This is a genomic window from Curtobacterium sp. JUb34 (genome assembly GCF_003755065.1).
In the GTDB taxonomy this organism is placed as follows: domain Bacteria; phylum Actinomycetota; class Actinomycetes; order Actinomycetales; family Microbacteriaceae; genus Curtobacterium.
The window spans coordinates 212,870-227,820 of record NZ_RJVH01000002.1; the positions used below are offsets into that span (position 1 = coordinate 212,870).

The 14,951-nt window shown below is 70.2% G+C and carries 10 protein-coding genes; all 10 read left to right on the forward strand.

The features are described from left to right. Positions 1-95 precede the first annotated feature (95 nt). The 10 genes from atpA to EDF63_RS07555 all read left to right on the forward strand — a co-directional run bounded on the left by atpA (position 96) and on the right by EDF63_RS07555 (position 14,898). Entirely contained in the window at positions 96-1,724 is a 1,629-nt protein-coding gene (gene atpA / locus EDF63_RS07510) for a F0F1 ATP synthase subunit alpha (protein WP_123312397.1), read from the forward strand. Beyond that, positions 1,725-2,627, forward strand: coding sequence for a F0F1 ATP synthase subunit gamma (locus EDF63_RS07515; protein WP_123312398.1), 903 nt, complete (start codon positions 1,725-1,727; stop codon positions 2,625-2,627). Positions 2,628-2,674: 47 nt separating this feature from the next. Then, the gene (gene atpD / locus EDF63_RS07520) at positions 2,675-4,129 is read left to right on the forward strand and encodes a F0F1 ATP synthase subunit beta (RefSeq protein ID WP_065959250.1); all 1,455 of its coding nucleotides are present in this window, start codon (positions 2,675-2,677) and stop codon (positions 4,127-4,129) included. Between the two features lies 1 nt (position 4,130). Then, a complete protein-coding gene (locus EDF63_RS07525; protein ID WP_027465776.1) occupies positions 4,131-4,394 on the forward strand; it encodes a F0F1 ATP synthase subunit epsilon in 264 nt (87 codons plus the stop codon). A 5-nt stretch (positions 4,395-4,399) separates the two neighbouring features. Next, positions 4,400-5,161, forward strand: a complete 762-nt coding sequence (locus EDF63_RS07530) for a YaaA family protein (RefSeq protein WP_123312399.1) — start codon at positions 4,400-4,402, stop codon at positions 5,159-5,161. A gap of 104 nt (positions 5,162-5,265) precedes the next feature. Then, a complete protein-coding gene (locus EDF63_RS07535; protein WP_123312400.1) occupies positions 5,266-5,844 on the forward strand; it encodes a hypothetical protein in 579 nt (192 codons plus the stop codon). Between the two features lie 97 nt (positions 5,845-5,941). Then, on the forward strand, positions 5,942-6,637 hold the full coding sequence (locus tag EDF63_RS07540) for an FHA domain-containing protein (RefSeq protein WP_123312401.1): 696 nt from the start codon (positions 5,942-5,944) through the stop codon (positions 6,635-6,637). 3 nt (positions 6,638-6,640) lie between these two features. Next, positions 6,641-7,462 (forward strand): PP2C family serine/threonine-protein phosphatase, encoded by an 822-nt coding sequence (locus tag EDF63_RS07545; RefSeq protein ID WP_123312402.1) that lies wholly within the window; start codon positions 6,641-6,643, stop codon positions 7,460-7,462. 138 nt (positions 7,463-7,600) lie between these two features. Next, positions 7,601-9,013 carry a serine/threonine-protein kinase gene (locus EDF63_RS07550; RefSeq protein WP_123312403.1) on the forward strand — a complete coding sequence of 471 codons (1,413 nt, stop codon included), beginning with the start codon at positions 7,601-7,603 and terminating at the stop codon, positions 9,011-9,013. Next, positions 8,986-14,898: an Ig-like domain-containing protein gene (locus EDF63_RS07555; RefSeq protein WP_123312404.1), complete on the forward strand. Its 5,913-nt coding sequence runs from the start codon at positions 8,986-8,988 to the stop codon at positions 14,896-14,898. The genes EDF63_RS07550 and EDF63_RS07555 overlap by 28 nt, the downstream gene beginning before the upstream one ends. Positions 14,899-14,951: the final 53 nt, after the last annotated feature.

Below are 14,951 nucleotides of genomic sequence, written 5' to 3' on the forward strand. Positions count from 1 at the left end.
AGCCGCTCCTCCCAAGTCCACAACGGGAACTGCCGAGTCCGGCAGCGTCACCCTCTCGGAGCCGAAGGGCCCCGGAAAACCACAAGGAAAATCCCATGGCAGACATCACCATCAGCCCCGATGAGATCCGTGATGCCCTGAAGGACTTCGTCTCGAACTACGAGCCGACGAAGGCCTCCACGGCCGAGGTCGGGCACGTCACCGACGCCGGTGACGGCATCGCGCACGTCGAGGGCCTCCCCGGCGTCATGGCCAACGAGCTCATCCGCTTCGCGGACGGCACGCTCGGCCTGGCCCAGAACCTCGACGAAGACGAGATCGGCGCGATCGTGCTCGGCGAGTTCGCCGGCATCGAAGAAGGCATGGAAGTCACGCGTACCGGTGAGGTCCTCTCGGCCCCCGTCGGTGACGGCTTCCTCGGCCGCGTCGTCGACCCCCTCGGCGCCCCGATCGACGGCCTCGGCGAGATCGCAGCCGAAGGGCGTCGTGCCCTCGAGCTCCAGGCTCCCGGCGTCATGTCCCGCAAGTCGGTGCACGAGCCGCTGCAGACCGGCATCAAGGCCATCGACGCGATGATCCCCGTCGGCCGTGGTCAGCGTCAGCTGATCATCGGCGACCGCCAGACCGGCAAGACGGCCATCGCGATCGACACGATCATCAACCAGAAGGCCAACTGGGAGTCCGGCGACGAGGACAAGCAGGTCCGCTGCATCTACGTCGCCATCGGTCAGAAGGGCTCCACGATTGCCTCCGTCAAGGGCGCGCTCGAGGATGCCGGTGCGATGGAGTACACCACCATCGTCGCCGCTCCCGCGTCCGACCCGGCCGGCTTCAAGTACCTCGCCCCGTACACCGGTTCGGCCATCGGCCAGCACTGGATGTACTCCGGCAAGCACGTCCTCATCATCTTCGACGACCTGTCGAAGCAGGCCGAGGCATACCGTGCCGTGTCGCTCCTCCTGCGTCGTCCGCCGGGGCGCGAGGCGTACCCGGGTGACGTCTTCTACCTGCACTCCCGTCTGCTGGAGCGTTGTGCGAAGCTGTCCGACGAGCTCGGCGCCGGTTCGATGACGGGTCTCCCGATCATCGAGACCAAGGCGAACGACGTCTCGGCGTACATCCCGACCAACGTCATCTCGATCACCGACGGCCAGATCTTCCTGCAGTCGGACCTCTTCAACGCGAACCAGCGTCCGGCCGTCGACGTGGGCATCTCGGTGTCCCGCGTCGGTGGTGACGCCCAGGTGAAGTCGATCAAGAAGGTCTCCGGCACGCTGAAGCTCGAGCTGGCGCAGTACCGCTCACTCGAGGCTTTCGCGATGTTCGCGTCCGACCTCGACCAGGCGTCGCGTCGTCAGCTGGACCGTGGTGCCCGCCTGACCGAGCTCCTCAAGCAGCCGCAGTACTCGCCGTACCCGGTCGAGGAGCAGGTCGTGTCCATCTGGGCCGGCACCAACGGCAAGCTCGACACCGTTCCGGTGCCGGACGTGCTGCGCTTCGAGTCCGAACTGCTCGACCACCTGCGTCGCAACTCCGAGGTCCTCACGACCCTGCGCGAGACGAACCAGCTCAGCGACGAGACCGTCGCCGAGATGTCGAAGCAGATCGACGAGTTCTCGAAGAGCTTCCAGACGAGCGACGGCAAGACCCTCGGCTCCGAGCAGTTCGACGCGGCAGACGCCGAGGACGTCGACCAGGAGCAGATCGTCAAGGGTCGTCGCTAGATGGCAGCGCAGGTCCGGGTCTACCGACAGCGAATCAAGTCCGCGAAGACCACGAAGAAGGTCACTCGCGCGATGGAACTGATCTCGGCGTCGCGGATCCAGAAGGCGCAGGCCCGCATGGCTGCGTCCGGCCCGTACTCGCGAGCCGTGACGCGTGCGGTGTCGGCCGTGGCGACGTTCTCGAACGTCGACCACGTGCTGACCACCGAGCCGGAGTCCTCGACCCGCGCGGCCGTGGTGCTCTTCACCTCGGACCGCGGCCTGAACGGTGCGTTCAGCACGAACGTCCTCAAGCAGGGCGAGGAGCTCGCCTCCCTGCTCCGCAGCGAGGGCAAGGACGTCGTCTACTACCTGGTCGGTCGCAAGTCCGTCGGGTACTTCGCGTTCCGTGAGCGCGCGTCGGAGCAGCAGTGGGTCGGCAACACCGACCAGCCGGAGTTCTCGACGGCCAAGGAGATCGGCGACGCCGTCGTGGCGAAGTTCCTCCAGGACACCGCAGAGGGCGGCGTGGACGAGATCCACATCGTGTTCAACCGGTTCCTCAGCCTGGCGACGCAGGAGCCGCAGGTCGTTCGCCTGCTGCCCCTCGAGGTCGTCGAAGGGGTCGAGGAGCCCGAGGGTAACGAGCCCCTGCCGCTCTACGAGTTCGAGCCGGACGCCGATGCGGTGCTCGACTCGCTGCTCCCGGTCTACATCGAGAGCCGCATCTTCAACGCCATGCTGCAGTCGGCTGCTTCCGAGCACGCCGCCCGTCAGAAGGCGATGAAGGCGGCCAGCGACAACGCGGACTCGCTGATCCGTGACTTCACCCGACTCGCGAACAACGCGCGTCAGGCGGAGATCACGCAGCAGATCTCCGAGATCGTCGGCGGCGCCGACGCCCTCTCGTCGAAGAAGAAGTAGTCCGCGTCGTTCGCGGACAGATACCCACCCTCAGGAAGGCACCAGCCATGACCGACACCGCAACCACCGCGGTCGAGACGTCGTCGGCGCCCGGTGTCGGCCGGATCGCCCGTGTCACGGGTCCCGTCGTCGACATCGAGTTCCCCCACGACGCAATCCCGGAGATGTACAACCTCCTGTTCACGACCATCACCATCGGTGACTCGTCGCAGGAGATCGGCCTCGAGGTCGCCCAGCACCTGGGCGACGACCTGGTCCGTGCCATCTCCCTGAAGCCGACCGACGGCCTGGTCCGTGGCCAGGAGGTCCGTGACTCGGGCGCTCCGATCTCGGTCCCCGTCGGCGACGTCACCAAGGGCAAGGTGTTCGACGTCCTCGGGAACGTGCTCAACACGGACGAGAAGCTCGAGATCACCGAGCGCTGGCCGATCCACCGCAAGGCCCCGGCCTTCGACCAGCTCGAGTCGAAGACCTCGATGTTCGAGACCGGCATCAAGTCCATCGACCTCCTCACCCCGTACGTGCAGGGTGGCAAGATCGGCCTCTTCGGTGGTGCGGGCGTCGGCAAGACCGTCCTCATCCAGGAGATGATCCAGCGCGTCGCGCAGGACCACGGCGGTGTGTCGGTGTTCGCCGGTGTCGGTGAGCGCACCCGTGAGGGCAACGACCTCATCGGTGAGATGGAAGAGGCGGGGGTCTTCGACAAGACGGCCCTCGTGTTCGGCCAGATGGACGAGCCGCCGGGAACGCGTCTCCGCGTGGCCCTGTCGGCGCTGACGATGGCGGAGTACTTCCGCGATGTCCAGAAGCAGGACGTGCTCCTCTTCATCGACAACATCTTCCGCTTCACGCAGGCCGGCTCCGAGGTCTCGACGCTGCTCGGTCGCATGCCGTCCGCCGTGGGCTACCAGCCCAACCTCGCCGACGAGATGGGTGTGCTCCAGGAGCGCATCACCTCGACGCGTGGTCACTCGATCACCTCGCTGCAGGCGATCTACGTGCCGGCTGACGACTACACCGACCCGGCTCCGGCCACCACGTTCGCGCACCTCGACGCGACCACCGAGCTCTCGCGTGAGATCGCGTCGCAGGGTCTGTACCCCGCGATCGACCCGCTGACCTCGACGTCGCGGATCATGGACCCGCGGTACCTGGGCGCCGACCACTACGAGACGGCCACGCGCGTCAAGCAGATCCTCCAGAAGAACAAGGAACTGCAGGAGATCATCGCCATCCTCGGTGTCGACGAGCTCTCCGAGGAGGACAAGATCACGGTCGAGCGCGCTCGTCGTATCCAGCAGTTCCTCTCGCAGAACACGTACATGGCGAAGAAGTTCACGGGCGTCGAGGGCTCCACGGTGCCGCTCAAGGACACCATCGAGTCCTTCCGCGCCATCGCCGACGGCGAGTTCGACCACGTTGCGACGCAGGCGTTCTTCAACGTCGGTGGCATCAACGACGTGGAAGAGAAGTGGGCACAGATCCAGAAGGAGAACCGCTGACATGGCGGGTCTCAGCGTGAGCGTCGTCTCGGCCGACCGTGAGGTCTGGTCGGGCGACACCACCATGGTCGTCGCACGCACGACAGAGGGCCAGATCGGTATCCTCGCGGGACACGAGCCGATGCTCGCGATCCTGGCGCAGGGTCAGGTCCGCATCACGCGGGCCGACGGGTCGACCGTCGCGGTCGACGCCGAAGACGGCTTCCTGTCGGTGGAGCACGACACGGTGACGATCGTCGCGCGGCAGGCCGCGCTGGCGTCCTGACCGGACTGACCGTCCTCCTCCCGCCTTCGGAGACGAAGCGGGAGGGTGGGGACACGAGCCGCACGCTCGATCTGCGTGCACTCTCGTTCCCGGAACTGGCCGATGAGCGGGCCGCGGTGATCACCGCGGCCCGCTCTGTCAGTTCCGAGGAGTCCTCGGCCAGGACGGCTCTCAAGCTCGGCCCGAAGTCGATCGCCGAACGGTTCCGGAACCTCGAGCTCGACACGTCGGGGACGATGCCCGCGATCGAGCGCTACACGGGAGTGCTCTACGACCCGCTCGGCGCGCAGACGGCCGACGACTCGACGCGGTCGTGGTGGTTCGACCACGTGGTCGTGCAGTCGGCGATGTTCGGTCCGATCGGCGCGGGCGACCCGATCCCGGCGTACCGGCTGTCGCACGACTCCCGGCTCGGGAACCTCCGGCTCGCGTCGCACTGGCCGGCGGTCTCGTCCCGGGTCCTGGACGAGCGGGCAGACGGCCTGGTCCTCGACCTCCGGTCGGAGGGCTACCGCCAGCTCGGTCCCGTCCCGGGCTCGGTCGCCCCGCGCGTCGTGAGCGTCGACGGCTCCGGTCGACGGCGAGCGTTGAACCACTGGAACAAGACCGCGAAGGGTCGGCTGGTCGCGCTGCTCGCGCGCACCGGAGCGGTCGTCGTGACCATGGACGAGCTGGTCGACTGGGCCGCGGCCTACGGCGTCGTCGTCGAGCGAAGCGACTCCGGGTGGGACCTGGTCGCCGAGAGCCTCGAACCCGTCACCGTCTGACCATCGCCCCGGTCCGTCCTCCACAGGTCGGGCCGGGGCGGTGCTGTCCACAGGTGGTTGGCTCGTGCCTGCCGGGAGGCCCGGATCACGCTTCGATGGCGTGCATGATCCCCTCGACGGTACGTTCCCCCGACCAGACCGCAGTCCGTTTCCCTCGCGAGATCGCCGCGGCGGTCACACTGCCCGCGGCCGCGGCATCGCTGGTCGCGCCCGGCGCTGGCCCCTGCACCAGGACCGGGGCGATCGCGATCGTCACGGCGTGTGGTGCCCTCGCGACACGTCTGGCCCTCGTGCCGTTCCTGGTGGCACGCGATCTGCCGGATCCACGGTCGGTCCGCGGGTTCGACCCGTCCGACGGCCCCGTGCCGCCAGCGCTGCTGGGTCTCGGGCCCGGACCGGATCGCGACCGTGTGCGGAAGGCTGGCGACCGGTGTGCCGAGGCGTGGCGGGTCTGGCGCGCCGAGGACCGGCTGGGGGACAGCGCGGCCGGAGCCGCCGGTGCGCTCGCGCTCGGAGCCTGGTGTGCGTGGGCGCTCGGGTCGTCGGCCCGAGCGGAGACCCGTGCGCGCTACGCCCTCGAGACCTGCGCAGACGACCCGCTCGCCGGCCTGGTCCTGCGCTCGGTGCTGGCCGGTAGCTCCCCGACGTGGGGTGACCCCCGTCGTGACCGGCGCCGATCGTGACCGGCCCCGGCCCCGGTCACCCGCACGTCGGACGACACGGTGTGACGGGTCGACCGGATCGTCTACGGTGGATGGGACCACATCCGAAGGGCTCCGGTTGCGCGACGACGACATCGACGACACCGTCATCCGTCGACCCCACGGTACGGGCGGCGGCGACCGTGTCGACGACCTGTTCGGCGACACCGTCATCCGGCCGCGCACGGAGCCGCCGGCGCCCGACGGCGAGCCGGCCGTCGACGGAGCCGACCCGGAGGACACGATCGTCCGCGCCCGTGTCCGGAGCACCGCCGGACCGAGCGTGCCCGTCGGAGCCGTGCCGGGCCTCCCGCCCGTCCCTGCCGCGCCCGCGGCGCGTGTGCCGTCCGTCCGCATCGGCGACCGCACCTTCCGACTGGACCACCCGGTGATCATCGGGCGGCGCCCGTCGCTGCCGCGGATCACCAGCGGCCCCGAACCGGAACTCGTGACGGTGCGCTCCGCCAACGGGCAGGTGTCGTCCTCGCACGTCCGCATCCACGCCGAGGGCGAAGCCGTGGTCGTGCAGGACCTCCGGTCCACGAACGGCACCGTCGTCCGACCGGCCGGCGCGCCGGTGTACCGCATGGCATCGGGTGCGTCGATCGTCGCACTGACGGGTACGGTAGTCGAGGTCGGTGACGGCAACGCCATCGAGGTCCTGTCGCCGTACCTCCGGGTCGCACCGACGGCGGACGGGTTCCCACCGGTTCCCCCGTGGCCCACCGACCAGACAGCACCCGGCACGCCCCGACCCCCCAGAGAGCGATCCTGAAACGTGACCGAACTCGGCCGAGCAGCGACTGCGCACGCCATCGACGTCCCCGGTGCCGACGGTGCCACCCTGACGCTCTCGTGGGGAGCCGCGACCGACGTCGGTCGTCGGCGTGACCACAACGAGGACAGCTACATCGTCGGGGCGCCCTTCTTCGTCGTCGCCGACGGCATGGGCGGTCACCTCGCCGGTGACCGCGCGAGCGACGCCGTCGTGCGTCGGCTCGAGCAGGTGACGCAGGAGTCCTTCACCTCGCGGCAGGGCATCCAGCGGGCGCTGCTGCTCGCCACCGCCGACATCGAACGCGCAGCCGGTGGCAATGCGATCGGCGCCGGGACGACCGTCACCGGCATCGCACTGGTCGCGTCGCTCGGCCAGCCGGCCGCACTCGTCTTCAACGTCGGCGACTCCCGGACCTACCGCATCGAGGACGGCGTCCTGCGACGCGTCACCGTGGACCACTCCGTGGTGCAGGAGATGGTGGACGCCGGCCTGCTGCGCGCCGAGGACGCCGAGCAGCACCCGGACAGCAACGTCATCACCCGCGCGGTCGGGTTCGGTGAGCCACCGGCACCGGACTGGTGGACGCTGCCGCTCCGCGCGGGTGACCGCTACATCGTCTGCTCCGACGGACTGACGAAGGAACTCGGCGACGCCGGCATCGCACGCATCGCCGCGCGGGAGGCCGGCGCGCAGGAGCTCGCCGAACGCCTGGTCGGCGACGCGGTCGTCGCCGGCGGTCGGGACAACGTCACCGTCGTCGTGCTGCAGGTCGATGCCGCGCCCGACGACGGCGACCTCGAGGACACGCTCCCGCGGCACTGACCGCTGCCAGGACCCCCCGAACTGGGGGAGTGCACCCGTCCACAGGCGGTCGGTGCGCGGATCGACGGTCACCGGCGCTTCGTACAATGACTGTGCCACGACGAGAGAGTTGGCCGCTCGGCCGGGGAGGAGACGACGATGGCTCGACGCCTGCCGTCCAACCCGCCGGTGATCGGCGGGTTCAGCCCCCTGCACGTCCTCGGCTCCGGTGGCTTCGCCGACGTCTTCCTGTACGAGCAGGACATGCCGCGCCGTCAGGTCGCGGTGAAGGTCCTGCTCGACGAGGTCGTCGACGACCGCGTCCGACAGATGTTCCAGGCCGAGGCCAACCTGATGGCCCGGCTCAGCACCCACCCGTCCATCCTGACCGTGTTCCAGGCGAGCGTCGCGGCGGACGGCCGTCCGTACCTGGTGATGGAGCTCTGCTCCTCGTCGCTCAGCGAGCGCTACCGGCGTGAGCCGATCCCGGTGTCCGAGGTGCTCTCGATCGGTGTCCGGATCGGGTCCGCCCTCGAGACCGCGCACCGCGAAGGCGTGCTCCACCGCGACATCAAACCGTCGAACATCCTGCTCACGGCGTACGGCAACCCCGTCCTGTCCGACTTCGGGATCGCGGCCACCATCGGCGGGACCGACCCGGACGAGCCCGTCGGCATGTCGATCCCGTGGTCGGCGCCCGAGGTGCTCATCGACGAGTCCCGCGGCACGATCCAGTCCGAGGTCTACTCCCTCGCCGCCACCGTGTACTCGCTGCTCGCCGGCCGCAGCCCCTTCGAGGTCCGCGGCGGCAAGAACGGTGCGAGCGACCTGATGGCCCGGATCGACAAGGGCGGCGTCAAGCCGACCGGTCGCACCGACGTGCCGCCGTCGCTCGAACGTCTGCTCGCCACCGCGCTGTCCCGCAAGGTGCCGTCGCGGCCGACGACCGTGCTCGAACTGGTGCGCGGGTTCCAGCAGGTCGAGGCCGAGCTCGGGATCCCGCAGACCGCCGCCGACGTCGCGGTCGAGGCCTGGGCCATCGCGACCCCGGCGCCCGAGGGCGACCGGACCATCATCCGCGAGCTCCAGCCGCCGTCACGGGTCGGTGCCCGGCGCCGAACACGTCGTGCGGTCCAGGGCGGGGTGGTCGCCGGCGGCTCGCAGAGCGTCGGGACGGTCCACCGCACCGGGTCGGTCACGCGTGCGCGTCGCCGCACCCGTTCGACGCTCGTCTGGGCGACGTCCCTGACCGTCGTCGTGGTCGCCGCCCTGGCCATCGCCACCGTGGTCGTCGTCGGGCGGCTCGGCGCCGGGGCCATCCCCGTGGTGGCCGACGTCCGCGCGCAGACCTCGGCGGAGTCGGTGTCCTTCTCGTGGGCGGACCCCGGGCTGCGGAGCGGCGACACGTACGTCATCTCGTCGAACGGGTCGTCCAGCCAGCAGACCGGCACGACGTTCGTCGTCTCCGGCCAACGCGGTGACGAGGAGTGCATCGCGGTCGCGGTGAACCGTGACGGCAAGACCGGCGCCGCGAGCGCGCAGAAGTGCGCGACCGTCGGGAGCGCCGGGTGATCCGCGCGCTCGTCGCGAAGCACCGTTCCGCCGCCGTCACCACCGGGGTCTCCGTCCTGGTCGCCGCGGTCGTCGCGACCACGGCGATCGTCTCGACCGGGTACCACACGCAGCGCGTCGACCTCGGCGACGGCACCGTCTGGGTGCCCTCTGCGGAGTACGGAGCGGTCGGCCGGGCCAACACCGGGGTCCTCCAGCTGAACACCGCCGTCGAGACCGCGAGCGACGACCTGTCCGTGCTGCAGCGCGGGTCCATGGTCTACAGCGTCGACCAGACCAAGGGGACCGTCGCGAAGGTCGACGTCGCCGACGCCACCGTCGGCGATGCCGTGACGCTGCCCGCCGGGACACCCCAGGTCTTCTTCGCGGGCGACACGGCGGTGATCGGCAACCAGGACACCGGCGAGCTCTGGGCGACGCCCGCGGCGGACCTGACCGAGTTCGACGCCTCGACCAAGGCCGACCTGACGCTCGGGGCGGACACCGTGTTCGACGCCTCGGACGGACACGTCGCCGTGTACTCGGCGAAGACCGGCACGGCGTCGCTCGTCGACGTCGGGTCGACGCTGTCCGTCGACCAGCGGTGGAAGGTCGACATGGACCGCACCGACGACTTCCAGGTGGCGACCTTCGACGGGCACCTGGCCGTGCTCGACCGCACCAGCGGTGCCCTGTCGATCGACGGCCGCACGGTCGAGCTCGGCGACCGGGTGGGGGCGTCGCCCGCGCTCCAGCGATCGTCCGACACCTCGTCGGACGTCACCGTCGCCGGGACCGCCGGGCTCGTGCGCGTGAGCGCCTCGGGCTCCGTCGACGCCACGGCCCTCCAGGTGTCCGGCCGTGCGGCGCGACCGTACGTCGTTGGGAGCTGCACCTACGCGGCGTGGGCCGGCGGTCAGGCGATCGACACCTGCGACGGCAACGCGCTCCAGCGGCTCGCGAGCACCGGCGGGACCAGCACGCTGCAGATCCTGCACAACGGGCAGACGATCGTCGCGAACGACCCCGCGAGCGGGCGGTCCTGGGCGATCGACCGCAGCGGCCAGCTCATCGACAACTGGGCCGACCTCATCAAGCAGGACGACGAGCAGCAGCAGGAGCAGGTCTCCGACGACGACCCCGAGGTCGACAAGGACCAGAAGCCGCCGGTGGCGGTCGACGACGACCTGGGCGCTCGTCCCGGACGCACCACGAGCCTCCCGGTCCTGCTGAACGACTACGACCCGAACGGTGACCCGATCATCGTGAGCGAGGTCGGGTCCTTCCCGGAGTCGGCGGGTCGCGTGGCGATCGTCGGGGACGGCCAGCGGCTGCAGGTCACGCTGTCGTCGCGGGCGAGCGGCACGGTGACCTTCCCCTACACGATCACCGACGGCAACGGCGGATCGGACACCGCGACCGTCCGGGTGAGCGTCCGGCCGGAGTCGCAGAACGAAGCCCCGCGGCAGGTGCGCGACACCTCGGCGGACGTGGTGCAGAACGGACACGTCGTCAGCAGCGTGCTCGGCGACTGGGTCGACCCCGACGGTGACCCGGTCTACCTGAAGTCCGCGACCGCCTCCGACGGCGACCGGGTGTCCACCACACCGGACGGTCTGCTGGACTTCCGGGCGGACAGCGGACGGACCGGCGACCGCGCCGTGCAGCTCGTCGTGAGCGACGGACGCGCCGACGGCCGCGGCTCGGTGACCGTCCACGTCGCGAAGCAGGGCAGCGTGCCCCTGCGTGCCGACCCGTTCCCGGTGCAGGGCTACGCCGGCAAGGCGTTCACCGTGGAACCGCTCGACCACGTCCGCGGCGGCAACGGCACCGTGACCCTGACGAGCGTGTCGTCGGCGTCGGGCCTGACGGTCACCCCGAGCTACGACGCGGGCACCTTCCGGGTGCAGGGTGCGAGTGCCGGCGACCACCAGCTCGAGTACACCGTGACCGACGGCGTGAAGACGTCGAGCGGCATCGTCCGCGTCACGGTGCTCGCGCCCCCGGACGCCTCGACCGCCCCCATCACGACCCCGAAGACGGTCTTCGTCAACACGCTGTCGACCAAGGACACCGACGTCACCGCGACCGACATCGACCCCGCGGGCGGCGTGCTGCTCGTCACCGCCCTCGACGGTCCGGTCCGGGGGAGTGGCGTGCAGGCGAGCATCCTCGACCAGCACACCGTGCGCGTCACGCTGACCGCACCGCTCGACGGGCCGGTGTCGTTCGGCTACACCGAGACGAACGGCCTGGCGTCGTCCACCGGCACGATCACCGTCGTCGAGATCCCCAAGCCCGACCGGATCCAGCCGCCCGTGGCCCAGCCCGACAGCGCCACCGTCCGGGTCGGTGACGTCGCGAACATCGACGTGCTGGACAACGACACCCAGCCCGAGGGCGAACCCCTGACCCTCGAGCCCGAACTCGTGCAGAACGTGCCCGGCGACGGCGGTCTGCTGTTCGCCTCGGGCGACCACCTGCGCTACCTCGCGCCGAAGACCCCCGGCAACTACACGGCCGTCTACCGCGTCGCGGGTCCGGACGGCCAGTACGCCGACGCGGCCGTCTCGATCTCGGTGCGCGAACGGGACGCAGCGACGAACAACCCGCCGGTGCCGCAGACCGTCACCGCCCGGGTCGTGGCCGGCTCGTCGGTGCGGATCACGGTGCCGCTGAACGGGATCGACCCGGACGGCGACTCCGTGCAGCTCGTCGGCGTCGGATCCAACCCCGACAAGGGCTCGGTCACCGACGTGGCCTCCGACGCACTGACCTACGAGGCGGGGGACTACTCGGCCGGCACCGACGAGTTCACCTACACGGTGGTCGACGCCCTCGGCGCACGCGCCACCGGCACCGTTCGCGTGGGCATCGCGCCACGGGCCGAGCAGGCGTCGAACCCCGTCGCCGAGGCCGACCACGTGACGATCCGACCCGGCGGCTCAGTGACCGTGCGGGTGCTGCAGAACGACTCCGACCCCGAGGGCGGCCAGCTCACCGTGTCGGCGGCCGAGCCCACCGCCGACGACGTGTCGGCGAAGATCCTGCGGAAGCAGCAGATCCGGGTGACACCCCCGAAGGCCGCGAGGTCGGGCGACTACGCCGTGCTCTACACGGTCGCGAACGCCAGCGGGGGGTCGAGCACCGCGTTCCTCACCGTCACCGTCGACCCGGACGCGCAGCCCCTCCGTCCCGAGGTGGACGACACCACCCTGGACCTGCAGGACATCCTGCGGCGTGAGAGCGTGACCGTCGACGTGCTCGACAACGTCTTCTTCGCCGAGGGCACCGCCGCCGATCTGCAGGTCGGGGTCGTCGACGGCTACGGCGACACCGCACGGCTCACCGACGACGGACGGATCACGGTCCGGCTCACCGACGAGTCCCAGGTGATCCCGTTCTCGGTCGCACGGGTCGACCACCCCGACATCGTGTCCTACGGCTTCATCAACGTGCCCGGGTTCGACGACGCCCTGCCGCAGATCAACCGCTCGGCCGGTGCCGTCACCGTGAAGAGCGAAGCCACCGTCCGGATCCCGCTCGAGGACTACGTCGTCACCGCGAACGGCGAGACGGCGACGATCACGGACCGCGGCACGGTGAAGGCGACGCACGCGAACGGCCAGAGCCTGGTCGTGGACTCGTCGACGCTGCAGTTCACGTCGTCGAAGCTCTACTACGGCAACGCGTCCATCTCGTTCGAGGTCACGGACGGGTCCGCCGCCAACGGCGGGAAGGGCCGCGTGGCGACCCTCGTGCTGCCGGTCACCGTGACGCCACGGTCGAACCAGCCGCCGGCGTTCACCGGCTCGGCGGTCGAGATGCAGCCGGGCGAGACCCGCACCGTCGACCTGACGAAGCTCACCGACTACCCGTACCCGAAGGACCTGCCGGAGCTGCGCTACTCCGTCCTCGGTCGTCCCACGGCCGGCACCACCGCGACGATCTCCAAGCAGCAGCTGACCATCACGGTCGCCGACACCGCGAAGAAGAACACCACGGCGTCGATCGGCATCGGCGTGCAGGACGACGCGAACGCCGGTCGCGCCGGCACCGTCACCGTCGGGGTGGTGGCCTCGACCAGGCCGCTCGTGCAACCCGGCGCCGACCGCTCGATCACCAAGCGCGGCGCGACGACCACCATCGACGTGCTGACCAACGACCAGCCGACGAACCCGTTCCCCGGGCAGCGGCTGCGCGTCGTGAACATCCGCGGTCTGTCCGGCGGACTGCCGAGCGGCGTCTCCGTGACGCCGAGCGCCGACCGCACCCGCCTGCAGGTCCGCGTGTCCGACAGTGCCAAGCCCGTGGACGCCCACCTGCAGTACCAGGTCGCCGACGCGACGAACGACCCGGACCGGTACGTGTGGGGCGACGTGACGATCTCGGTGCAGGACGTCCCCGACGCTCCGGGGACACCGACCCGTACCGGGTCCTACGACGGCGGGCAGGCCACGCTGACCTGGTCCACCCCGCAGGGCAACAACTCGCCGATCACCGGGTACCGCGTCACCGGCACCAACGGCGTGTCGAAGAACTGCGGTACCGCGACGGTCTGCACCCTGACCGGGCTCGACCCGAAGGCGTCCTACCGGTTCCAGGTCATCGCCACCAACGCCATCGGCGACTCGAAGCCGTCGGGCCGCTCCGCCCCGATCAGCGCGGACTTCGTGCCGGCACCGCCGAAGGGCATCACCGTCACGCCGAGCAAGTCGACGCCGAACCAGCTCGACGTCAAGTGGAACGCCGTGGCTGCTCCGAACCGGGGGAGCGCGGTCGACGACTACATCGTGACCATCGAGGGGCCGGGTCTGTCCGGCACCCGGCACACCGGCACGGCGACGAGCACCTCGTTCACCGGAGCCCAGAGCGCCGCGCAGTACAAGGTGACGATCTCGGCCCGGAACGACGCCGACCGCAACGGCACGGTCGTGCAGTGGAACTCGGGGTCGGCCACGGGCACGGCCGTCGGGACCCCCTCGGTCCCGACGCTGCACGCGACGCGGGACCAGTCCCCGGGGAAGACGACGGTCGCGCTGAGCGCGTCCGAGAGCGACTGGGCCGGCAGCGGTCGTACGCTCACGATCGTCCGCTACCCGCCCGGCGTCGACATCCCGGGCGGCTGCACGACGACGGGCTCGGACAAGAAGTGGGACGGCAGCAGCGCGACGGACACGTTGAGCTCGAACGGGAACTTCCAGTACGTCGCACTGGCCGACAACGGGCTGTTCTGCACGCCGAGCCGTGCGGCGTCCGTCCAGGGCTACGCGGCACCGGGTACCGCGTCCGCCGACATCGCCGTGGAGAAGTTCAGCGATGACGACGGCACCTACGCGATCCGGATCCGCAACCCGCGCGCCCAGGCGAGCCCGAACGGATCGATCGACCACTACGCGTACTCGGTGAACGGCGGCGGCCTCGTGTCGTTCGGCGCCAACGGTTCGTGGGTGAGCGGCGTGGCCTTCGGCTCTGCGGTGAACGTGACCGTGGTGGCGTGTGCCGACGGCACCTCGAACTTCTGCGGAGACGGCACCACGGTCAACGGGCTCCGTCCGGTCCAGACGCGGGCAACGCTGCCGGATTCGATGACCGCTGGCACCCAGGTGACGGTGAGCGCGGCGCCGCAGAACGCCGGTGTCCAGCCGACGGCCTACAGCGTCACAATCTGCACACGCACGTTGCTTGGTTCGCTCGACTGTGGGACCGCGGCCGACTACGACCCCCAGAATCTCCCCGTGATTGACAGCTCCATCAGTTCCGGCCTCGTGTACGTCGCCGCGATCGTCGATGGACACAAGGACCCGAACCCGCCGAGCGCACGGATCGCAGCGGCGCCGGCACCCGACCCCGAGCCATCGCAGCCCGTTCCGGGTGAGCCCGATCCGGAACCCGCGCCCGGCTGACCCGGTTCCGCGGCCCGCGGACCGTACGCTGCACACACCGCCATCCCCGAGAA